Genomic DNA, 20,563 nt, shown 5'->3' with positions numbered 1-20,563 from the left:
CCGTCGCCGTTGGATAGGCGCCGTGGCGGGCGGGGCCGTGCTGCTCACCGCGGTCGGTATGGGGTCGTCCTTCGTGATCAAGTCGCCGGCGCAGGCGGCCGCTGAAGCGGGCCCACCCCCGATGGATGTGCTGACGTCCCGGGTCGAGAAGCGAGTGCTCCGTGACACGCTCATAGTCCGGGGTACGGCGAGCGCCACGCAGACGGTCCAGGTCGCCCCCTCCGGAGGAGGTGAAGGTGCCGCGGCGGCGGTGGTGACCAAGCTGCCGCTTACACAGGGGAGTGAGGCCGCTGCGGGCCGGGTGCTCATGGAGGTCTCCGGGCGCCCGCTGTTTGTGCTCCCCGGGAAGACGCCCGTCTACCGCGACCTCAAGCCCGGAGCGACAGGCGACGACGTCGCGCAGCTCCAGCGGGGACTGGCGGCAATGGGCCACAGCAGTGGAGGCGACAAAGCCAGCCAGTTCGGCGCCGGCACGAAGGCCGCGCTGACCGCTTTCTACGCCTCGATCGGGTACGACCCGATACAGGCGGCCGCAGACGGCGGCGAGGCCGTGAACGCGGCGCAGGATGCGGTGAGCGGCGCCGAAAGGGCCCTGCAGGACGCCCGGACGGCTGCCTGGGCCGCGAGCCCCGGAGGCACGGCGGCTGCGGCCTCGGGTACGCCCTCCGGCAAGCCGGCCCCCGCAGGGCCGGATGCGCAACTGACGGCGAGCCGGGCCCAGGAGGACCTGGACAGGGCTCGCCGTCGGCTGGCCGACGTCCAGGCCAAGACGGGGCCGATGCTGCCCGCCGGAGAGGTGGTCTTCCTGGAAGGGCTCCCCGCTCGGGTAGACGCGGTCAACGTGAGTATCGGCAGCAAGATCTCCGGTCCCGCGATGACCCTCTCAGCCGGGGAGCTCGTGGTGCGGGCGCAGCTCAAGGAGCATCAGAAGGGCCTGGTGCGCGCCGGGCAGAAGGTGGAGATCCATTCAGAGGTGAGCCGCATCACCGCGGCCGCACAGGTGCAGTCGGTGGACGACAAGCTGTCCGTCCCCAAGGCAGCCCCGCAGGGCGGCAGAACCGGTCAGGACTCAGACCAGGGGCAGGGGCCCGCAGGGCAATCGGGCTACGCCCTCGTCGTTCGCTCCGACAAGCCGCTGGACCCTTCGCTCGCGGGGCAGGACGTACGCCTGACCATCGAGGCGGCGGCGACGGACGGCGCCGCCCTCGTCGTGCCCGCAAGTGCCGTATCGGCGGGAGCGGACGGCCTCACCAGTGTGACCGTGGTAGACGCCTCCGGCACCCAGAAGCGGGTCGGGGTCAGGGCGGGCACCGTCGGGGACGGTTTCATCGAAGTCGTCCCCAGCGCCCCGGGCACCCTGAGTGAAGGGGACGACGTGGTCACCGGAGTGAAGCAGATTCCGGCAGCACGCGGCGGTAAGGCGGGCAAGCCGTGACGGGCGTGCCGGTCGCCCCGGAGGCTGATGACAAGCCACCCGTCATCGAGTTCCGACAGGTCGGACTCACCTACCCCGGTCCCCCGCCGGTCGAGGCGTTGTGTCCCGGCGATCTCCGTGTGGACGCAGGGGAGTTCGTCACAATCATCGGCCCCTCGGGTTCGGGCAAGTCCACCTTCCTGAATATCGCGGGACTGCTGGACGTGCCCACCTCGGGGACCTACATTCTGGACGGAATCAACACCGGCACCCTCGGAGACGCGGGGCGCACCGCGCTGCGCGGCAGGCGCATCGGGTTCGTCTTCCAGTCCTTCCACCTGCTCTCCCACCGGTCGGCGCAGGAGAATGTGGCCTTGGCCATGCTGTACAACGGGGTTCCGCGTCGTGAACGCCTGTCACGGGCCAGGGAGGTTCTCCAGAGGGTGGGGCTCGGCCATCGCGTCGACGCACTCCCCGCCAGGCTGTCCGGCGGCGAGCGGCAGCGAGTGGCCATCGCACGCGCCCTGGTCGGCAACCCCTCTTTGTTGCTTTGCGACGAGCCGACCGGGAACCTGGACACGGCCAATGCGCAGACGGTCCTGCGTTTGCTAGATGAATTGCACCGCGACGGGATGACCGTCCTCGTCATCACACACGACTCGGAGGTGGCGCAGCGTGGCGGGCGCACCGTCACCATCAGGGACGGCGTTCTGTCCGAGCACGCGGTATGCGTCGAGGCGATCGCATGACGAGTCGCGTTCGAGTCCGAGCCCGCATCCGTGGCTTCCGGTCGGAAGGACCGCCACGAAGCCTCGTACCGCACTCGAGGCTGGCGGCGCGTGACGCGCTTGCCGAGTCCCTGGCCGGAATTCTGCAGCGTCCCGCCCGTTCGATGCTCACGGCCCTGGGCACCGTGCTGGGCGTCGGGTCGTTCGTCGCGATCCTCGGCCTGACCGCGACGACGTCGTCCCAGATCGACGCACGCTTCAACGTGCTGAGTGCCACGGAGGTGACCGTCGAGGACGTGGCACAGAGCCGGAACGAATTCGCGGGCCCGGGCTTCCCCGCGGATGCGGACCGGCGGATCGGCCGCCTGAACGGTGTCAAGGACGCAGGCGTGTACTACGGCGTGCGGCTCCCCCCTGCCGCCATCGTGAGTTCCTCGCCCGTCGGCGCGGACTCCGAGGGCGAGCGGCTCGACGTGGTCGCCGCGTCCCCCGGCGCCCTGCGGGCCGCCGTACCGACGCTGGACCAGGGCAGGCTCTTCGACGACTACCACTCCGAGAGCCGGCAGCGGGTCGCGGTCCTCGGCGCGGCCACCGCCGCCCGGCTCGGGATCACCACGGTCGCAATGCACCCCGCCGTGTTCATCGGCGAGGAGCCGTTCACCGTCGTGGGGATCATCGGCGACGTGGAGCGCAAGGCGGACCTGCTGCTGTCCGTCGTCGTGCCCCGCAGCACGGCCGAGGAGGTGTTCGGGCCTCCCCTGGGCGGTGACGCCAGGATGATCATCGCTACCGAGCTGGGGGCGGCCCGTCAGGTCGCGGAACTGGCCCCGACCGCACTGCGCCCCGACCATCCCGAGTACCTCAAGGCGGTCGCACCGGCAGATCCGAAGAGCCTGCGGACGAACGTGTCCTCGGACCTCGGCCAGCTCTTCCTCGTTCTCGCCGGGATCTGCCTGATCATCGGGGCGGTCGGAATCGCCAACACGACCCTGGTGGCCGTCCTGGAACGAACCGGCGAGATCGGGCTACGCCGCGCGCTGGGCGCCCGCGGGCGTCACATCAGCCTGCAGTTCCTGGCCGAGTCCGGGGCTCTCGGCACCCTGGGCGGGCTCGTGGGTACCTCCCTGGGGAGCGTCACGGTCGTCCTCGTCGCGCTGTTCCGGGAATGGACGCCGGTCATCCACCCTCTGACGGTCCTGGCCGCGCCCGCCATCGGACTGCTGACCGGGGTGCTGGCAGGCTTGTATCCGGCATGGCGTGCTTCCCGGATCGAACCGGCCGAGGCGTTGCGCCGCTGAGCGGGGCGCCCGCCGGGGAGGCGGCACCGGCGGGGCCCGCGCGACCTGAGAGGATGGGGCCGTACCCGCCGATCCGCATCGCAACACGAGGGGCGAACGCCAGTGACAAGGGCCTCCCTGGACAAGCAGCCGCACGAAGTCGCCTCCATGTTCGACAGGGTCGCGGCGAACTACGACCTGACCAACGACGTCCTCTCGCTCGGCCAGGACCGGGTGTGGCGCAAGGAGGTCGCCAAGGCGGTCGACGCGCGCCCCGGACAGAAGGTCCTCGACCTGGCCGCCGGTACGGCGACGTCCTCGCTGCCCTTCGCGGCGACGGGCGCGTACGTGGTCCCGTGCGACTTCTCCCTGGGCATGCTCACGGAGGGCAAGAAGCGCAACGCCTGGCTTCCGCTGACCGCGGGCGACGCGACGAGGCTGCCGTTCAAGGACGACGTCTTCGACACGGTGACGATCTCCTTCGGCCTGCGCAACGTGCAGGACACCGACGCGGCGCTGCGTGAGCTGTACCGGGTGACCAAGCCCGGCGGGCAGGTCGTGATCTGCGAGTTCTCGCAGCCCACCTGGGCACCCTTGCGGACCGTCTACACCGAGTACCTGATGCGGGCGCTGCCGCCCGTCGCCCGCGCCGTGTCGTCCAACCCCGACGCGTACGTGTACCTGGCCGAGTCGATCCGGGAATGGCCCGACCAGCCGGCGCTGGCCGCCCTGCTGCAGAAGGCCGGCTGGTCCAAGGTCGCCTGGCGCAACCTCAGCGGCGGCATCGTCGCGCTGCACAGAGGAACCAAGGACTGACCGCCGTGCCCGACGCCCTGCCGCCCGACGCCGTGCCGCCCGACGCCGTGCCGCCCGGCGCCGTGTCCACGGACTACAAGCCCCTGCTGGAGCGGATCGCCGCCGACATCGCCCCGCTGCTGGGCAGCGGCACGCCCGCGGAGTACATCCCGGCGCTCGCCGCCGTCGACCCGGGGCAGTTCGGGATGGCGATCGCCGATCTCGACGGCAACGTCTTCGGGGTGGGGGACTGGCAGGTGCCCTTCTCCGCCCAGTCGATCACCAAGGTTTTCGCGCTCGCGCTGGCGCTGGCCGAGGGGGGCGACAGCCTGTGGGAGCGGGTCGGCCGGGAGCCCTCGGGCAACCCGTTCAACTCGCTCGTGCAGCTGGAGTACGAGAACGGCATTCCGCGCAATCCGTTCATCAACGCGGGCGCCCTCGTGGTCACCGACCGGCTCCAGACGCTGACGGGCGACGCGAGCAGCGAAGTGCTGCAGTTCCTGCGGCAGGAGAGCCAGAACCCGGACATAGGGTTCGACGCCGACGTGGCCGCCTCCGAGCAGGGCCACGGGGACCGCAACGCGGCCCTGGCTCACTTCATGGCCTCGTACGGGAACATCGACAACCCGGTGCCGGCGCTGCTGGAGCACTACTTCTGGCAGTGCTCCATCGAGACGAGCTGCGCCGACCTGGCCCGCGCCGGACTGTTCCTGGCCCGGCACGGGCTGCGCGCCGACGGCTCGCGGCTGCTGACGCGCAGCGAGGCCAAGCAGGTCAACGCGGTGATGATGACCTGCGGGACGTACGACGCGGCGGGCGAGTTCGCCTACCGCGTCGGACTGCCCGGCAAGAGCGGGGTGGGCGGCGGGATCGTCGCCGTCGTCCCGGGCCGGTGCACCCTCGCGGTGTGGAGTCCGGGCCTGGACGCCCGCGGCAACTCGGTCGCGGGCGTTGCGGCGCTGGACCGCTTCACGACCCTGACGGGCCTGTCCGTCTTCTAGGGGGTGTCCGGCGGGGGAGCGGGCAGGGGCACGGGCGGCCCGGACCCGCTCCCGGTGATCAGGACTGCCGGCCTGCGAGCTGATCGGCGGCGGTCCGGCGCTGCGGCTGGAAGGTGTCCACGAGGACTCCCGATCCCTGGCCGGGGGTGTAGTTCCACTCCCAGATCTTCGCCGCGACCTTGCCGAGCCGTTCGTCGCCGGGCCGCACGTCGATGTAGAAGAGCGACTCGTCCGGCTTTGCGTCGTCGCCGCCCCAGCGCACCACTCCGTCGCAGTCGGCGAGGATGTCGCGCAGGGTCACTTCCTGCAGCGGGTAGAAGCCTCCGCGCGCGCCGACCGGGTAGGAGCCGGAGCGGATCCGCACGGCGGTACCGGACGCGAGGTTCGATTCGGGAAGGCCCTTGCGCACGGAGTCGGGCTGCGCCCAGCCGGTGACGTCGCCGCCGCGGAGGGTTTCGACCTCGTAGTGGAACCGGCGGACCACGTGGACCAGGACGGTCTCAACGTCGGCCATCCGCATCTGGATCCCACCGACGGGGACGCCGGTGACGGGCCGGGTGTAGACGCTGCCGTGGTCGTCGGCGACCTTTTCCATCTCCCACCCGTTCGTCGAGGGGATGCCGGTCTGGACGCGCTTCTCGCGTTCCTGGGCCTTCTTGATCGCGTCCCGGACGTGGGCCGGGTCGGGGGCGGGGCCCACGGCGTGGGCGGGTGTGGCCAGCTGCGAGCCGACCGCGACGCCGACCGCCACGAAGGCGGCGCGCCGCAGGACCGTGCGGCGAGAGATCTTTCCGGTCACTTCTTGTCTCCTCGTACCGATGGTCGGCGTCAGACGTTGCGGGAAATGGAGTTGTACTTCTCCATGATTTGGTAGAGCGCCAGGCGCTTCTTCGCGTGCTCGGTGGCCACCGAGTCCGCGGTCCCCTGGTAGCGGCGCAGGATCTGGTAGATCTCGCTCTCCGTGTAGTCGAGGCTCATGGGCCTCAGGACCGTTTCGGCGGGTGAGTTGCCGGGAGCGCCGCCGGCGTTCCAGAGGTGGACGAGGGGAACGCTCTGGATGGCGAAGGAGTCGTCCTCCCGGAGCTTGTCCCAGAGCTCGAACTTGTCTTTGTCGCTGTCGACGTTGCGGATCGTGCCCGTCGCGTAGCCCTTCTGGATGGCGTAGTTCCATGCCAGGACGGCGGTCCTGCCGAACATCTGGGCGATTCCGGTCGAGCTGTCCTCGAACGAGCTGCCGGCCAGGTACTTGGTGCGGATGGCCGCGTCCACCCCGAGGTCGATGGCGTCGATGTGCCGCATCTCCCAGTAGCACGAGGTCTGAATGAGTGCCTTGCGCATCTTGTACTTGTAGGCGAGCTGGGTGATCACGGTGTCCCACTCGACGACGACCCTGCGGAAGCACGTCTCGTGGCCGTACGTCCTGACCCCGCCGTCGTTGGGGAAGCCGATCGACTCCATGTACTTGCCGACGTCCGTCCGCATCGCCCCGATGACGCTGGAGGCGAGGTTGGTGTCCGGGAGCGCGGTGCGGGGGGTGTTGAAGGAGCTCTGGCCCGTGTCGCGCCCCGACGCGATGTTGACGTCGATGTTGATCGCACCGTCACCGGATCCGATCGTGCGGGTGACGATCTGGTCGTAGGCCCAGTTCGCGGGCATCGGGTAGCCGAAGTTGCCGGAGAAACCGGACGACATGTCGGAGACGAACGAGGCCGAGGCGTGACCGGCCTCGCCCACGCGGGTGCAGACGTTGCGGGGACCGTAGACGCCGACGGCGAAGCGGTTGCCGTCGTCGGCGATGGCGTCCTGGATGCCCTTGAAGTGCGGCAGGACGCTGTTGGACACGTCCTGGTCGAGCGCGTCGAAGTCGACTGCGAAGAAGATCCGGGTCCCCGGCTTGAAGCCGTGGTCCAGCGCTGCGTTGATTGCGGACTGGGCAGCCGCACGGCCCAGGGGGTAGCTGAAGTCGGAGGCGTCGCGGCCGAAGGTCTGGTAGATCGGGAAGCAGCGGAGCCCGTTGTCGGCGATGGTCTTGAGCTCGCCGGGCTGGATCGCCTTGTGGCGCAACGGGTCCTTGTCGTCCTTCGGCGGGACGGGGTTGGTGAGGTACCGGCCCACGTACTTGATTCCCTGGGCCTTCAGCGTGGCGGCTCGGGCGGGCGTGATCAGCGTGATGCCGTCGCACGCCTCGCCGTTGCGGGACTGGTCGCCGTAGGAGACGAGCAGGGAGGCCCAGGTGGAGAAGTCGCCGGCGCCGGTGACGGGCAGCTTCACGAACGACTGGAAGTTGCTGACGGCCGTGGCGAGCGTGCTGGTGAAGCTGGAAGTGAAGGACACGGGGCGCTGGTTGAGGACCATGCCGCCGGAGAACAGCTGGACCCAGGTGCCCGAGGATCCGGTGGAGACGGTGTGGCTCTTCAGTCCGCTCCGGGTGCCGGGTCCGAAGACGCCGTTGGCGGTGCCGTCGGCCATGCCCAGCTCGTACTGTACGGCGAACAGCATGGACTTCGCGACGTCGCGGGAGTGGTGGCCGTCGGCCGGGATGATGAAGAAGTCCCGGCGGTTGACGTAGGAGCCGTTCAGCCACCGCTGGACGGCCCGGATGTTCTCTGAACCGCTGTTGACGGTGACGTAGGCGTCCATGTTGAGCAGGCCCTTGAAGACCTTGGGGACCAAGCCGTCTCCGGGGTAGGTGGAGGCCACCCCCATGTCCTGCTTCAGCTTGGTGACGGCCGCCGACACGCGGGAGCTGAAGACACCGTCGTAGGCGCCCCCGTCGTAGCCCTTGCAGTAGAGGCCGGCCTGGACGATCCAGACGATGTTCTTGTTGGATGTCGCGCTGTTGATGGTCGGGAATTTCGACTGCAGGGTGTTCAGCGTCGTGGGTCCGAAAGTGTCGGACAGGGACGATATCCCGAGCTCGTACTGAAGGGCTCGGGTGAGCGCGAACATCACCTTCCAGCTGGTGATGCCGTTTTCGATGAGCGGCTCGATCCCCAGCTTTCCCCGGTAAGTGGTGTTGAGGTAGCTCTGGGCCCTGAGCACCATTTCGTCGGCCATGCTCGAACTCCTGTCGATGCGCCGCAACCAGGTGGGGCGCCGGCCTGAGCAGCAGTGTGGTCTGAAGGGGCGCGGGCGTGCGCGACGGAGCGCTCATAAGCAAACCGATGCGTTCGTTCCCCCCTGCACCGGTCCGGCGATCTCGGTCGACAGCCGAAAGCGCCCGCACTTGTTGATCAACCTAACCGAAGGGGCGTTCGTGCCCTGCCCGGGGAGGCTGGTTCCGTGAAGATTGGCCGAAAATATCCTATTGCGCATAAGGGGTGAGGCAGGTACCAAGGTGCATTCGGTGGCGGGCAAGGTGCGGAACTGGCTATTCCGGACGGTGGTTGCTACGGGGAGCAGGAAGGGTCGCCCGGAGCGCACTCCATGGCGAACTGCCAGAAGACGTAGACGAGGACGCACACGGCGAGGGACACACCGGTCATGACGGCGAAGCGCTGGCGTGCACGTGGATGGCCCCCTGCATGCGCCAGTACGAGCCCGGCGACGGGAGCAACGACCACACCTGTCAGGGCCAGCCACACCAGGAGGGGGGCGACGGCCGTGAGGCGGTAGCTGGCGATCAGGGCGAGCGGGGACGCGGCCCACCACACCGTCAGCACGGAAGAGGCACGGGTGACGGTGGTGGAGGGACGACTGGGGGCGTCGTGGGACACGGATCGTTCTCTTTCCTTCTACAGGGCGAGCGCGTAGCGGCGGGCCGGGCTGCCGCCCGGGGTGGTGAACTCCTCCGCCAGGGTCATGCCCAGCCGCTCCGCCACGGCCACGGAACGGGCGTTGCCGGCGTGGATCATCGCCACCACCCTAGGGATCCCGGCCTCACGGACCCGCTCCAGGGTGGCCAGCGCCGCGGCGTACGCGTAGCCGCGGCCCCAGGCCGTCCGCCCGAGCCGCCAGCCGATCTCGATCTCCCCGACCGGGCCCCACGCCTTGTCCGCGGGCCAGGGCTGCGCCCCGGTGAAGCCGATCACCTCGTCGTCGCCGTCCAGCAGCGTCCACAGGCAGACGCCGAGCTGTGCGTCGTGCATCCGCTGGCGCGCGGTGAACTCCTCGTACTCCGACAACTCGGCGGGGCCTCCGAGGAACTCCATGACATCGGCGTCGTTGAAGACGCGGTGCCAGGCGTGCGCATCCTCGTCGGTGGGCACGCGCAGCCGCACCGCGGGGAGCGGCGGCCGGGTCGGCGAAGTCGTCATCGGGGCAGCCCTTCGGATCGCGATCACTCTCGCTGCATAGACTGCACGTGTCCGGTGCCGACTGGCACCCTTTATCGAGCCTTCGGGAGACCCCGCAGTGACCGAGCTCCTCTCCGAACACTCCGCGGACGTGATCGTCGTCGGGGCCGGGCCCGCCGGCTCGACCACCGCCTACTACCTCGCCAAGGCCGGATTGGACGTCCTGCTGCTGGAGAAGACGGCGTTCCCGCGCGAGAAGGTGTGCGGCGACGGCCTGACCCCGCGTGCCACCAAGCAGCTGGTGGCGATGGGCATCGACATCTCCGAAGAGGCCGGCTGGCTCCGCAACAAGGGCCTGAGGATCATCGGCGGCGGACAGCGGCTCCAGCTGGACTGGCCGGAACTCGCCTCCTACCCGGATTACGGACTCGTCCGCAAGCGCGACGACTTCGACGAGATCCTGGCCCGCCAGGCGCAGAAGGCCGGCGCCCGGCTGTACGAGCGCTGCAACGTCGGCGAGCCGGTCCGTGACGCCCGCACCGGCCGGATCACCGGGGTGCAGGCGAAGCTGGGCGAGGAGAAGACCCCGGTCACCTTCCACGCCCCGCTGGTCGTCGCCGCCGACGGCAACTCCTCGCGGCTGTCCCTGGCCATGGGCCTGCACCGGCGCGAGGACCGTCCGATGGGCGTCGCGGTGCGCACGTACTTCACCTCGCCGCGGCACGACGACGACTACCTGGAGTCCTGGCTGGAGCTGTGGGACCGGCGTGGTCCGCAGGACCGGCTGCTGCCCGGCTACGGCTGGATCTTCGGCATGGGAGACGGCACGTCCAACGTCGGCCTCGGCATCCTCAACTCCTCCTCCGCCTTCAAGGAGCTGGACTGGCGCGAGGTCCTCAAGGCCTGGTGCGCCTCGATGCCGCAGGACTGGGGCTACACCCCGGAGAACATGACGCAGCCGATCCGCGGTGCCGCGCTGCCGATGGCGTTCAACCGGCAGCCGCACTACACCAAGGGCCTGCTGCTGGTCGGTGACGCGGGCGGCCTCGTCAACCCGTTCAACGGCGAGGGCATCGCGTACGCCATGGAGTCGGGCCGGATCGCGGCCGACGTCATCGTGCAGGCGCACGCCCGGTCCACCCCGGCGCAGCGCGAGCTGGCGCTGCACAACTACCCGAAGGTGCTCAAGGAGACCTACGGCGGCTACTACACGCTGGGCCGCGCCTTCGTGAAGCTGATCGGCAACCCGAAGGTCATGAAGGTCGCCACGCAGCGGGGCCTGACCCACCCGCTGCTGATGAAGTTCACGCTGAAGATGCTGGCCAACCTGACGGATCCGGCGGGCGGCGACGCGATGGACCGCATCATCAACGGCCTCTCGAAGGTGGCCCCGCGTTCGTGATCATTCGACCGGCAACCCCGGTTCGCGCGGGGGTGTGCCGGTGGGGCCCTCGGCCTTGGTCCCTTTCCGCCGTAGACATCCCTCCGCCCGCCAAGCGTGTTCTGCGCTCGGCGGGCGGAGTGCGTTCCGGGTTTACCAGCCGTGTTCGGTGAGGGCCTGGTCGTTGCCTCGCAGGTAGCCGAGCAGGCCGGCGGCGGGGTACTCGATGATGTCTTCGGGCAGCTCGTGCACGGACCACCAGCGCAGATCGAGGCACTTCTCGGGCTCGCGGTTCACCGGCTCGCCGTCCCACTCCGTGGCCTCGAAGAACAGGCCGATACGCTCGACCTCGGGGTTCTGTTTGTGGTGGACGACGTGCACGAGGCGCAGGTGTGCGGGGTCGACCTCGACGCCGGTCTCTTCGCGCAGTTCTCGCGCCGCGCCCACGGTCAACGGCTCGTCGGCGTCGAGCTTGCCCGAGGGGGCGTGCCACCGTCCGTAGCCGTACGGGCCCCCGCGCTGCGACAGCAGCACCTTGTCGCCGCTGCGCAGGATTACGTGCGTGTCGATCACGGGGGTTGCAGGTGCTGCCGCGTTCATGTGCTCACCGTGGGGTCGTCGGGCCGGTTGGGACTGTCGACGCTACCCCTGGGCGGGGTACGGCGTCGGCGATTCGCTTTGCTACGTCCGTAGGGGTGGCGTCGGTGGTGTCGAGCACGAGCACCTCGACGCCGAGGGCCATCAAGGTCTGTGCTGCCTCGCGGTAGAGCTCGACCTCGCGTGCCGGCCCGTTGGGGTCGTCGTGGAAGCGGTGGCGCTTCCCGCGCTTGGCGATGCGGGCCGCGATGCTCTCAGGGTCCGCGGTGAGTATCACGGCGAGATCGGGCAGGAGGACGTGCCGGTTCAGCGCGAGCACGAACGGCTCGGGTACGCCGTCGAGCCGCTGGAGTACGAGGCTCGACGCGAGGTAGCGGTCGCAGACCAGGGTGCAGCCGTCCTTGAGTAGTGGATCGAGCTCGACGTCGATGTGCTCGTACCGATTCGCGGCGACGAGACAGGCGAGGGCCCGTCCGTGGATGTGGTTCGCCTTGGCTCTGGTGAACTCGCCGAGCTCGCTCGTCGAGGGCTCGGTCGTCCGGTGGACCTTGGCTCCCTGCTGCGCGAGCAGTCGGCCGACCTCGGCGGATGTGGTCGACTTGCCAACCCCGCTCGGGCCGTCGAGCGAGACAAACACACCGGGGTGCCGGCTCATGCTGCGACCCCCATCCGGTTGCGGTCGTGCTGCTTACGGGTGATCTCGGCGAGGGTGGCGCGCAGCTTGGGGAGGGGGACCGTGCCGAACTGGATGCCCACGCTGAAGTTGAACTCGTCGCGCTGCCTCATGCCCTCGTTTGCGCCGTCCGCGGTGAGGTCGACGTCGGAGTACGCGAGCAGGGCGTCGGGGTCGTGTCCGGCCTCGGTGAGCGTGTTCCAGACCGGCGTACCGGGGTAGGGCCGGAACTCGAACGCGCTCGCCCGGAATCGGCCGCCTGAGTGCCGGTCCGCGATGTTCCACAGGTTGTGGATGTGGCGCACGGTCGCGTCGAGGTCGGCCTGCTCCTCTCCGGGGTATCCGAGGATGAAATACCCCTTCACTCCGATACCGCGTTGTAGCAGGCGGCCTGCGACGCGCTCGGTCATTTCGGCCGTGATCCGCTTGTCCATGCCGGCGAGCACGCGGTCGCTGCCCGACTCGATCCCGAGGGCGACCTCGCGCAGTCCGTTGGCCTTGAGCGTGTCCAGCATGGTGTCGTCGAGGCGGTCGAGCACGTTGATCCGGCCGGTGGCGTCCCAGACGTACCGGTCGCCGATCTTGTGCCGAGTGAATGCCTCCATCTGGGGAACGATCACGCGTTTCGCGCCGAGGAACAGGTCGTCGACGAATCGGTACGCGGTCGTCCCGTACATGCCGTGCAGGTGGTCGAGCTCGGCAACGATGCCCTCGGGTGAACGGGTCCTGATCTTGACGTCCGGGTTCGCGGAGACCGCGGCGCCGCAGAACGTGCAGTCGTACGGGCACCCACGCGCGCCGACGATGTTCGCCTCGATCCGGCCGTCGTCCGCGAGGTACGGGTCTTGCGGCAGGAACTCGCGGTTCACCAGAGGTAAGGCGTCGATGTCCGGGCTCAACCACGTGGCTGTGTCGCCTCGGGCGATCCCGGCGGCGTGCGTTCCGAGGACGCGGTCGCGCCACATGACCCCGGGCAGCTCGGCGCGGCGGCGCTCGTCGGCGAGCAGCGCGGCGACACGAGTCTCGCCCTCGCCGATCACCAGGGCGCGCAGGTTGCGCATCCGGAGGTCGGCGAGGATGCGGTCGGGCACGGCCTTGGCGTGGTGCCCGCCCACCATGAGGGCGATCCCGTCGTCGAGCTCGGCCGCGATCCGGGCCGACATCTCGTACGTGGGGGCGAGCACGTTCATCCCCACCCATCGGGGCCGCACGTCATTGATCAGGCGGGCGGTTTCGTCGACGCCGAGCCCGTGCGCCTCGGCGTCGAGTACGCCGACGTTGAATCCGGCCTGCTGCGCGTAGGTGGCGATGTACGCCATGCCGAGTACGGGCAGGGTGTAGTCGTTGGTCCGGGGCCGCAGGTTGTAGTCGCGGAGCGGCGCGTTCACGAACAGGGCGTCGAGCACGCGGTCGGGGTCGGCGCCGGCGATCAGATCAGGGGCGGTGCGGTTGTCCTCCGTGGCCGTTGAGGTCATGGCTCCCCCACGTGAGTGTGAACAGGGTCAGGGCGTGCAGTTGGGACCGTGACGGCGCCCATTGGCGCCAAAGGGACTCGAACTCGCGGTCGGTACTCGGGAAGGTGAGATGGGGGGCTGCCTTGCGGGCCCATGTCCGCACGGCGAGGTCGCCGTGCGGGTAGATCGAGAAGTCGCCCGTGTAGTCGGCCGCCGCGGCGGCGGCGGTCCACGGTCCGATACGGGGCACCTCGATGAGCTCGGCGATCAGGCTCTCGGGGTCGAGCGTCGCCCACTTCTCGCCGCAGTCGAGGTACGCCTCGGCGGCGGCGCGCAATGCGCTTTCGTTGAACTTGCACCCGACCGCCGCGTATCCGTCGACTGAGAGCCGCAGCAGCGTCTCGGGGGTCGGTGTGAGGGAGAGGGCGCCCGCTGCCGTGGGGACGGTGCGGCCGTAGGCGGCGTAGAGGCTGTGGTGTCGCTTCCGGGCCTGCTGCGCGGTGACGACTTGCCGGAGGATCGCGGTCACGATCGCGTCCCACAACGAGGGGTTGGTGAGCCGCGCCACGGTGCCGAGGTTCACCAACTCGTCGAACAACGGCTCGGCGTGGTCGGGAGCGGCCGGCAGGTCGATGGGGGATGTGTAGGCGACGGGCGGCTGATCAGCGGCGGCATCGCCCGTGATGGGCCACAACGCGAGGTGCTCGGCCGCCTGGTGCCAGACGACAAGCCACGTGGTGCCCTGGTGCTCGATGAGGCGGGCCTGCTCACCCTCATGGGTGGCTCGCCATGCCGGGTGTTCGGTGGTGATCGTTGTGCTCATGAGCTCAATTCCGGTCGGGAGTAGGTATGTTCGGCAGAGCAGCAGGAACTGATCCGCCGCAGTTCGAGGTATCGCGCGGGGCGCACCTCCCACTCGGCAACCGCTCCGCTTCCGAATACCACGGTGAACCCGCAGTGATGGCCGGAGTTGAGCAACTCGAGGGCGTAGAGCCATCCCGTATCCGCCCACTCGACCGCTCGCGTGATCTCCTGTGGGGTCATTCCGAACACGAGCATGGCGCGTATCGCACTGCTTGTGGAGGGAAAAGCGCGAGGAGTCTCGACCGGTACGGCTTCACCCGAGTTCCGCGACTCGAACCGCACAACGGTGAGGACGAACCCGTGCTCGACTGTGGTGCTCACCGCATCGGCCTGGTTGCGACTGGCCGACGCTTGCAACCTTGGACCTGCGGCGGCCGTGTGAGGGCGTAGCGCCGGCATTCGTACTCCCTGCCACGGCGTCTTGGCTGCTCTCTGCCGGGCCACATTTGGAACGGCAGGCTGGTGCAGCCCTGGGGAGAGACTCGCCCAACCAGTGCAACAGCGGGCGAAGTTAGGTCATGTCAGGCACGGTGCAAGCAATGGCCGCGCCTCACCGTGGTAACGCAGGGATACCGTAGCGCTACACATATTGGGGTTGCAAGGGTGGACCGGTACAAACATGCAGACTGGCCTATGCAAAACCCCCCGTCCCTGGTCAGGTGGGGGGTTGTCGACGCCCGCGGCGCCGAGCGGGCAGGCGTCCTTAGTTGACGAAGTGGTCGAACTCGCCGGCCTTCACGCCCGCGATGAACGCCGCGAGCTTCTCCGGTGACGTGGTGATGATGCTCGCCGGGTCGTCACTCTCGCAGAGCAGGATTGCGCCGTCGTGCCCCTCGGCGACGTGCAGGCACTGTTCGCCGCCGCCCCCGGAGAAGCTCGACTTCTGCCAGTTGAATTCGCTGTTCATCCTGATTTCTCACAGTTCTCTTGCGATGTGGTGAATGAAACTTCGCGACTCGTCGGGGTCGAGTGAGGTCTGCTCGGCGAAGTTGAGCAGGGCTCTATACCGGTCGAGGTCTGCGGCTGTGTCCAGGAAGCGACCGCCGAAAGGCGTGTCGATGTGGACGGTGTCAAGCTGCGGAACGGCGCCGTTCGCGTACATCACGGTCTGCGTGACCTCGATGAAGTCGTCGGCGGTGAAGGGGATCACTCGGAGTGTGATCCACTCCTGCTCGGATACTTGCAGCAGGTGTTCGAGCTGCGCTCGGGCCACCTTCCGACCACCGACCCGCATTCGAAGAGCAGCCTCGTGCACGATTGCCTCGAGCCGTGGAGGCGTGTCGCGGTCGAAGATCGCGCGGCGCTTCATGCGGTGCTCGACTCGGGCGTCTACTTCGTCCCTCGGTACCTGGGGGATGACGCCTGCGAACAGCGCACGCGCGTACTCCTCGGTCTGCAAGACACCAGGGAACGTCATCGGTTGCAGGCATCGGAGCTCTGGCGAGTGGTGTTCGAGTTCGGCGATGTCGAGGAATCCAGGGGCGAGAATGCCGCGGTAGTCGTCCCACCAGTGTGTCCCCCGGCGCTCTCCGGCGATGACGCACAGCGCGGAGAGCAGGGCGCTGTCGTCGCATTGGTAGAAGGTGAACAGCCTGCGAATGCGCTCCTCGCTGATGCCGAGGCGGCCGGCCTCGATGTTGCTGATCCTGGCCGCGTCGGTGGAGAGCAGGCCGCCGGCGTCACGTGCGGTCATGCCAGCGCGCTCGCGCAGCTTCCGCAGCTCAGAGCCCAAACGGATCTGTCGGGCGGTCGGATTGTCCCTCGGCGGCATGTGTCCCTTCCCCTTGTCCTACCTGAGTTTGCCGGTTGCGGGGCCACGGGTCCACCCGCAGGAGTTCTTGACGGTACAGGGTTGTACCGGTCCAACCTTTTACCCTACGGTCCTGGCAGCACCGCGTCGCACGCCAGTAAGACCGAAGTGCAGCCGCTGACGCGCGCCTTGTAGCGAGGCGCAGACGTCACACCCCGGGGGTGGCCATCGCCACGCATGGCGGGCAGCGCGAGTTCAACCGCGTTGGGAGACGAAGTGAACACGAGTGCCTTACCCCTTGCCCGTCCATCCGAGGACGGGGAGCACTACCGCATGACGGCGCCGCGCGCCGCGACCACACCGAAGATCGTCCGTGATTGGCTTGCCCTGCTGCTGGTGGCATTCGGGCACGGCGAGATCGCTGATCAGGCGCGGCTCTGCGCGTCCGAGGCGGTCACGAACGCCTACAGGCACACCCGCTCTGACCGGATCACGGTCGAGGTATCCCTCGGGCCAACCGCCGTCACGGTGTGGGTAGACGATGATCGGCCCGGGTGGCTTCCTCCTTCCCGCCCACTTCCGTCGTGGCGAGAGGAGCAGGGCCGGGGCCTGAACCTGATCAGGGCCCACGCCAGCAACCTGCGCGCCGTCCCGAATGGCGAGCTCGGCAAGCGCGTGCAGTTCATGCTCGCGTACGGGGAGGCAGCGTGAGCCTGCTCGACCTCGACCCGCTGTACGTCCTGGTGGGCGTCGCCGCTCTGATCCTCGCCGGCATCGGCCTGACGGTCGCCCGAAGGTGCTCAAGGAGACCTATGGGCCGCGCCTTCGTGAAGCTGATCGGCAACCCGAAGGTCATGAAGGTCGCCACGCAGCGGGGCCTGACCCACCCGCTGCTGATGAAGTTCACGCTGAAGATGCTGGCCAACCTGACGGATCCGGCGGGCGGCGACGCGATGGACCGCATCATCAACGGCCTCTCGAAGGTCGCTCCGAAAGCGTGATGACTCAAGCCGTTTGACATCCCCGGTCCGTCTGTCTCAGATCTGAGGCAGGAGAACCAGGGGGGCGGTGAGGTCAGGCTCGGCTTGACCCTCAGACATTGATGATCTTCACCTTCGGGGAACCGGGAAGCTCCTCGGCGGCCTTGCACAGGGCCGGGATGTGCGACTTGTCGGAGGTTGCGAGCAGGACCGGGGGCGTGCAGAGCGCGGCCGTGGCGACCACTAGTGCGTCCACGAGGCATTCGTGTCCGTCAAGGCCCGAGGCGTCCAGCAGCTTTGCCGCCGCGTCCGTCACCGCGTCGTTGACCGGTTTCACGTCGAACCGGGACAGCAGGAACTGGAGCCGCTTGGCGGCTTCCCCGGTCCGGCGTACTTCCAGGGGTGTCAGGGCGGACAGCGCCACGCGCCGGCCGCTCTGCTGAGCCACCTCGATGCGCGCTCGCATCCCTTCGTCGCCGTCGACGTGCAGGGAAAGCCCTTGGGCGTCCAGGATGAGCGTGCCCTCGCTCTTGGCTTTGATCTTGAGGCGCTTGCTCACCACTCCTGTTCCGCCTGCCGCCTGGCTTCGGCGGAAACGGGGCCGAAGGCCTTTCGGTCGGCGGCGACGACCTCGCGGAGCTTCTGAGCGGCGAGCCACTCCTCCAGGGCTTCGGCCACAACGGAGGAGAAGCCGTTCTTGCCGGTGCGCTCCTCGACTTCCTTGATCAACGATTGCGCCAGCGACACCGATCTCTTACCGGCCCGCTCGGCGGCCTGGTGGGTTACGTGGCTGCTCATACCTAAAACGTAACACCGTCGGTAGGAAGAATCTCGTGGGTTGCGTGGTCCGCGCAAGGGCCCCCGTTCCGCCGGGCCTGGCGCGGGGTGTCCCGCGAATGGCCTGTAACTCGGCGAGACCACGGTGGCCCCGAAGGCCTGAGGCCGGTGGAGGGTGCTCACGAGGGACGGCGGTCCCCGGTACCCCGGTCTTCCGGGTCGGGGCCGCCGTGCACGCCGCGCACGCACCGGGCCAGCAGGACCAGGCCGCACACCAGCAGGGTGCCCGAGACGGTCCAGCCGGTCGCGAGGAGCAGGGCGTGGCCCGGTTTCTGCCAGGGGCGGGTGGTGTTCAGCAGCAAGCCCCCGACGGCTAGGAGCCCGAGGCCGAGGGCGGCCCGGACCGCGGTGGGGTCGCCGGCCTCGTGGTGCTCGTACGGCTGTGTGCCCACGGGACCACCACCTCCAGGGTCTGACGCTCGGGGCCTGCCCCGCCATCTTCGCAGGGACCGGAACGCCGCGTACCGGCGCCCACGACAACGGCCGGAGGGCCGGTACTCCACCCCCGAGCGGGGGAGTACCGGCCCTCCGGCCGTGTTCTGCTGCCGGTGGCCGAGCGGGACTCGGGAGCGGTCTCAGAGGACGCGGACGGCGCCCGTCGGCTTGTCGTAGCTCAGGCTGCGCTCGACGATGCCCGTGCTGGGGTTCTGCGCGCCGACGAACTTGCCGCCGCCGACGTAGACGGCGACGTGGTACGCGCTGCCCTTGGAGCCCCAGTAGAGGATGTCGCCCGGCTGAAGGGCGTTCAGGGAGACGGACCTGCCGGCCGAGGACTGCGCCTGGGACATGCGCGGCAGGGAGATGCCGGCCTGGCGGTAGGCGGCCTGGACGAGGCCGGAGCAGTCGAAGGAGGACGGGCCGGTGCCACCCATCACGTAGGCCTTGCCGACCTGCGCGCGGGCGAAGTTGACGATGGCGGCGGCGGAGCCGGTGGCCGGGGCCGTCACGGTGCCGGTGCCCTGGGGGGCCTTGGCGGTGGTGGAGGTGGTGGAGGTGCTCTTGAGCGAGGTGCGCTCGGAGTCGCGGGTGGCGCGCTCGGCCTCGGCCTTGCGGTCCGCCTCCTCCTTCGCCTTCTTCTCCGCGGCCTTCTGGGCCGTCTCCTTGGCCTGCTTCGCCTCGGCGGCGGCGCCGGTGCGGGCGCTCTCCTCCTGGGCGGTCAGTTCGCCTTCGACGGCGGCCAGACGGGTGTTCTCGGCGGCCGTGGTGACTGCGGAGGCGACCTCGGCGGCCAGGTCCAGGTTCAGGACCGGCATTTCGAGCGTCGTCTCGGCCACGGGCTCGGACGGGGACGCGCTCGCGGTGCCGGCCATGGCCAGGGTGCTGAGGACGCCACCGGCAACTCCGGCGCGGACCGCGAGCTTCGAGGCGCTGCGGCGGGGCTTCCGGTGGCTGGGTATGTGAGCGGTGTGGGACATGAGAACAACCGCTATCAGGGCGTCAGGGGTCCCTTCAAGAAACGTGGGGTGCGCCACAGTTGCGCGCGAAGGGCGCGAACCGGGCGCGTCACGCTTCTTATTGACGCCGTAACGGGCGAAACGGACACGCCTTCACAAGGCTGTGATCATGGGGTTTCAGAATTAAGTCCGAATTGATCCGCGGACTACCATCCCCCCGCACAGATGGCCAAGCCCGCTTTCGGAAGGTCTGATTCAGAGTGGCGCAGGTCACAGGAGGATCACGCCATGCGGACGCTGTGGCCGGTCCGTGACCTTCCTGTGAAGCGGGCGCTCTCGCGCCGCCGGGAAGTTCGTGAACGGATGCACGCACTCGGTGCCCCGCCGCACCCTCGTGTGCCCCGTGTCCACCTCCGTACGCGCGGACCCCCCGACCGGGCGACACGGATCCCCTTACCATCAGCGTCGCTTCCAGGCCAATTTGCCTGCAGCCACCATCGTTTGATAGGGCGATGCGCCGCTCACCTGCGAGAACGGGCTCGAATGTCACCTTTGGTGATCATGCGGATGCTTCGCGTATGAAGATCACCACTCATCGGACTTCATGATCGTTCGTCAGGTGGTGGAGATCACAAACACGGTGTTGTTACCCGTGTCGCAGATCACAGAGGAGCAGGCATAAGATGCGCACCAGTCCGGCTTGTGAACTGCCTCACATGTGCACGATCTTCGCGAGGCGGGGCACGTCCCCCGCTCCCACCGGGAGGGGCTCCGGCCGGCGGCGGTCCAACGGTCAAGGACGACTGGAAGGAGCGAGGAGCGTGAATGCGTACGCGCCCATCCTCGTGCTCGGCGCCCTCGGCGCAGGGTTTGCGATCTTCTCCGTGGTCATGGCCACGCTGATCGGTCCAAAACGGTACAACCGGGCGAAGCTCGACGCCTACGAGTGCGGCATCGAGCCGACACCGACGCCGGCCGGCGGCGGCCGCTTCCCCATCAAGTACTACCTGACGGCGATGCTCTTCATCGTCTTCGACATCGAGGTTGTCTTCCTCTACCCCTGGGCCGTCACCTTCGACGCCCTGGGGATCTTCGGGCTCGTCGAGATGCTGCTCTTCGTGCTCACCGTCTTCGTCGCCTACGCCTACGTCTGGCGCCGCGGCGGCCTGGAATGGGACTGAGG

22 protein-coding genes and 1 pseudogene are annotated in these 20,563 nt (G+C 68.7%); 9 read left to right on the top strand and 14 right to left on the bottom strand.

Annotated features, from left to right (window positions below):
- The first annotated feature begins 250 nt into the window (after window positions 1-250).
- The 5 genes from ACIPXC_RS11100 to ACIPXC_RS11080 all read left to right on the top strand — a co-directional run bounded on the left by ACIPXC_RS11100 (window position 251) and on the right by ACIPXC_RS11080 (window position 5,215).
- Window positions 251-1,435, top strand: coding sequence for a peptidoglycan-binding protein (locus ACIPXC_RS11100; protein ID WP_401615726.1), 1,185 nt, complete (start codon window positions 251-253; stop codon window positions 1,433-1,435).
- Complete coding sequence (locus ACIPXC_RS11095; protein WP_401615724.1) at window positions 1,432-2,163, top strand: ABC transporter ATP-binding protein; 732 nt, start codon at window positions 1,432-1,434, stop codon at window positions 2,161-2,163. Before ACIPXC_RS11100 ends, ACIPXC_RS11095 begins: the two co-directional genes overlap by 4 nt.
- Entirely contained in the window at window positions 2,160-3,440 is a 1,281-nt protein-coding gene (locus tag ACIPXC_RS11090) for an ABC transporter permease (RefSeq protein ID WP_401615722.1), read from the top strand. Before ACIPXC_RS11095 ends, ACIPXC_RS11090 begins: the two co-directional genes overlap by 4 nt.
- Window positions 3,441-3,542: 102 nt before the next feature.
- On the top strand, window positions 3,543-4,235 hold the full coding sequence (locus ACIPXC_RS11085; protein WP_401615720.1) for a demethylmenaquinone methyltransferase: 693 nt from the start codon (window positions 3,543-3,545) through the stop codon (window positions 4,233-4,235).
- A 62-nt stretch (window positions 4,236-4,297) separates the two neighbouring features.
- Window positions 4,298-5,215: a glutaminase gene (locus ACIPXC_RS11080; RefSeq protein WP_401615888.1), complete on the top strand. Its 918-nt coding sequence runs from the start codon at window positions 4,298-4,300 to the stop codon at window positions 5,213-5,215.
- A 58-nt stretch (window positions 5,216-5,273) separates the two neighbouring features.
- Here ACIPXC_RS11080 and ACIPXC_RS11075 read toward each other — a convergent pair whose 3' ends face one another.
- The 4 genes from ACIPXC_RS11075 to ACIPXC_RS11060 form a co-directional block, all read right to left on the bottom strand.
- The gene (locus tag ACIPXC_RS11075; RefSeq protein WP_401615719.1) at window positions 5,274-6,014 is read right to left on the bottom strand and encodes a hypothetical protein; all 741 of its coding nucleotides are present in this window, start codon (window positions 6,012-6,014) and stop codon (window positions 5,274-5,276) included.
- A gap of 29 nt (window positions 6,015-6,043) precedes the next feature.
- On the bottom strand, window positions 6,044-8,272 hold the full coding sequence (locus ACIPXC_RS11070) for a glycoside hydrolase domain-containing protein (RefSeq protein WP_401615717.1): 2,229 nt from the start codon (window positions 8,270-8,272) through the stop codon (window positions 6,044-6,046).
- A gap of 332 nt (window positions 8,273-8,604) precedes the next feature.
- Entirely contained in the window at window positions 8,605-8,931 is a 327-nt protein-coding gene (locus ACIPXC_RS11065) for a hypothetical protein (protein WP_401615715.1), read from the bottom strand.
- 18 nt (window positions 8,932-8,949) lie between these two features.
- Window positions 8,950-9,471 (bottom strand): GNAT family N-acetyltransferase, encoded by a 522-nt coding sequence (locus tag ACIPXC_RS11060; RefSeq protein WP_401615713.1) that lies wholly within the window; start codon window positions 9,469-9,471, stop codon window positions 8,950-8,952.
- Window positions 9,472-9,568: 97 nt separating this feature from the next.
- Here ACIPXC_RS11060 and ACIPXC_RS11055 point away from each other — a divergent pair, with 97 nt between their 5' ends.
- A complete protein-coding gene (locus ACIPXC_RS11055; RefSeq protein ID WP_401615711.1) occupies window positions 9,569-10,852 on the top strand; it encodes a geranylgeranyl reductase family protein in 1,284 nt (427 codons plus the stop codon).
- Between the two features lie 132 nt (window positions 10,853-10,984).
- Here ACIPXC_RS11055 and ACIPXC_RS11050 read toward each other — a convergent pair whose 3' ends face one another.
- From ACIPXC_RS11050 to ACIPXC_RS11025, 6 genes are all read right to left on the bottom strand, one after another.
- Complete coding sequence (locus ACIPXC_RS11050; RefSeq protein ID WP_401615709.1) at window positions 10,985-11,431, bottom strand: NUDIX domain-containing protein; 447 nt, start codon at window positions 11,429-11,431, stop codon at window positions 10,985-10,987.
- A gap of 4 nt (window positions 11,432-11,435) precedes the next feature.
- Entirely contained in the window at window positions 11,436-12,083 is a 648-nt protein-coding gene (tmk, locus tag ACIPXC_RS11045) for a dTMP kinase (RefSeq protein WP_401615708.1), read from the bottom strand.
- A complete protein-coding gene (locus tag ACIPXC_RS11040) occupies window positions 12,080-13,576 on the bottom strand; it encodes a B12-binding domain-containing radical SAM protein (protein ID WP_401615706.1) in 1,497 nt (498 codons plus the stop codon). Before ACIPXC_RS11040 ends, tmk begins: the two co-directional genes overlap by 4 nt.
- Window positions 13,536-14,378 (bottom strand): hypothetical protein, encoded by an 843-nt coding sequence (locus ACIPXC_RS11035; protein WP_401615705.1) that lies wholly within the window; start codon window positions 14,376-14,378, stop codon window positions 13,536-13,538. Before ACIPXC_RS11035 ends, ACIPXC_RS11040 begins: the two co-directional genes overlap by 41 nt.
- A gap of 744 nt (window positions 14,379-15,122) precedes the next feature.
- On the bottom strand, window positions 15,123-15,326 hold the full coding sequence (locus tag ACIPXC_RS11030; RefSeq protein WP_382637625.1) for a DUF397 domain-containing protein: 204 nt from the start codon (window positions 15,324-15,326) through the stop codon (window positions 15,123-15,125).
- 9 nt (window positions 15,327-15,335) lie between these two features.
- Window positions 15,336-16,190, bottom strand: coding sequence for a helix-turn-helix domain-containing protein (locus tag ACIPXC_RS11025; protein WP_401615703.1), 855 nt, complete (start codon window positions 16,188-16,190; stop codon window positions 15,336-15,338).
- Between the two features lie 312 nt (window positions 16,191-16,502).
- On the opposite strand from ACIPXC_RS11025, the gene ACIPXC_RS11020 reads away from it, so the two are divergent.
- Window positions 16,503-16,880, top strand: a complete 378-nt coding sequence (locus ACIPXC_RS11020; protein WP_401615701.1) for an ATP-binding protein — start codon at window positions 16,503-16,505, stop codon at window positions 16,878-16,880.
- 101 nt (window positions 16,881-16,981) lie between these two features.
- Window positions 16,982-17,170, top strand: a pseudogene (locus tag ACIPXC_RS11015) (FAD-dependent oxidoreductase); the annotation flags it as partial.
- A gap of 91 nt (window positions 17,171-17,261) precedes the next feature.
- Here ACIPXC_RS11015 and ACIPXC_RS11010 read toward each other — a convergent pair.
- From ACIPXC_RS11010 to ACIPXC_RS10995, 4 genes are all read right to left on the bottom strand, one after another.
- Window positions 17,262-17,708 (bottom strand): DNA-binding protein, encoded by a 447-nt coding sequence (locus ACIPXC_RS11010; protein WP_401615700.1) that lies wholly within the window; start codon window positions 17,706-17,708, stop codon window positions 17,262-17,264.
- Window positions 17,705-17,947 (bottom strand): hypothetical protein, encoded by a 243-nt coding sequence (locus tag ACIPXC_RS11005; RefSeq protein ID WP_401615698.1) that lies wholly within the window; start codon window positions 17,945-17,947, stop codon window positions 17,705-17,707. The genes ACIPXC_RS11010 and ACIPXC_RS11005 overlap by 4 nt, the downstream gene beginning before the upstream one ends.
- 158 nt (window positions 17,948-18,105) lie before the next feature.
- Window positions 18,106-18,378: a hypothetical protein gene (locus ACIPXC_RS11000; protein WP_401615696.1), complete on the bottom strand. Its 273-nt coding sequence runs from the start codon at window positions 18,376-18,378 to the stop codon at window positions 18,106-18,108.
- 183 nt (window positions 18,379-18,561) lie between these two features.
- Window positions 18,562-19,401, bottom strand: coding sequence for a C40 family peptidase (locus ACIPXC_RS10995; RefSeq protein WP_401615694.1), 840 nt, complete (start codon window positions 19,399-19,401; stop codon window positions 18,562-18,564).
- 800 nt (window positions 19,402-20,201) lie between these two features.
- Here ACIPXC_RS10995 and ACIPXC_RS10990 point away from each other — a divergent pair.
- On the top strand, window positions 20,202-20,561 hold the full coding sequence (locus tag ACIPXC_RS10990) for an NADH-quinone oxidoreductase subunit A (RefSeq protein WP_401615692.1): 360 nt from the start codon (window positions 20,202-20,204) through the stop codon (window positions 20,559-20,561).
- Window positions 20,562-20,563: the final 2 nt, after the last annotated feature.

It is taken from the genome of Streptomyces sp. NPDC090021 (assembly GCF_044748225.1).
GTDB lineage: Bacteria > Actinomycetota > Actinomycetes > Streptomycetales > Streptomycetaceae > Streptomyces.
This window is presented reverse-complemented; position numbering and strand designations above follow the sequence as displayed.

Bases quoted from the DNA above. Each gene is read 5' to 3' on its own strand.
- ACIPXC_RS11025 (WP_401615703.1), bottom strand. From the start codon at position 16,190: ATGCCGCCGAGGGACAATCCGACCGCCCGACAGATCCGTTTGGGCTCT.
- ACIPXC_RS11040 (WP_401615706.1), bottom strand. From the start codon at position 13,576: ATGACCTCAACGGCCACGGAGGACAACCGCACCGCCCCTGATCTGATC.
- ACIPXC_RS11070 (WP_401615717.1), bottom strand. From the start codon at position 8,272: ATGGCCGACGAAATGGTGCTCAGGGCCCAGAGCTACCTCAACACCACT.
- ACIPXC_RS10995 (WP_401615694.1), bottom strand. From the start codon at position 19,401: ATGTCCCACACCGCTCACATACCCAGCCACCGGAAGCCCCGCCGCAGC.
- ACIPXC_RS11005 (WP_401615698.1), bottom strand. From the start codon at position 17,947: ATGAGCAGCCACGTAACCCACCAGGCCGCCGAGCGGGCCGGTAAGAGA.
- ACIPXC_RS11090 (WP_401615722.1), top strand. From the start codon at position 2,160: ATGACGAGTCGCGTTCGAGTCCGAGCCCGCATCCGTGGCTTCCGGTCG.
- tmk (WP_401615708.1), bottom strand. From the start codon at position 12,083: ATGAGCCGGCACCCCGGTGTGTTTGTCTCGCTCGACGGCCCGAGCGGG.
- ACIPXC_RS11060 (WP_401615713.1), bottom strand. From the start codon at position 9,471: ATGACGACTTCGCCGACCCGGCCGCCGCTCCCCGCGGTGCGGCTGCGC.
- ACIPXC_RS11030 (WP_382637625.1), bottom strand. From the start codon at position 15,326: ATGAACAGCGAATTCAACTGGCAGAAGTCGAGCTTCTCCGGGGGCGGC.
- ACIPXC_RS11035 (WP_401615705.1), bottom strand. From the start codon at position 14,378: ATGAGCACAACGATCACCACCGAACACCCGGCATGGCGAGCCACCCAT.
- ACIPXC_RS11050 (WP_401615709.1), bottom strand. From the start codon at position 11,431: ATGAACGCGGCAGCACCTGCAACCCCCGTGATCGACACGCACGTAATC.
- ACIPXC_RS11020 (WP_401615701.1), top strand. From the start codon at position 16,503: ATGACGGCGCCGCGCGCCGCGACCACACCGAAGATCGTCCGTGATTGG.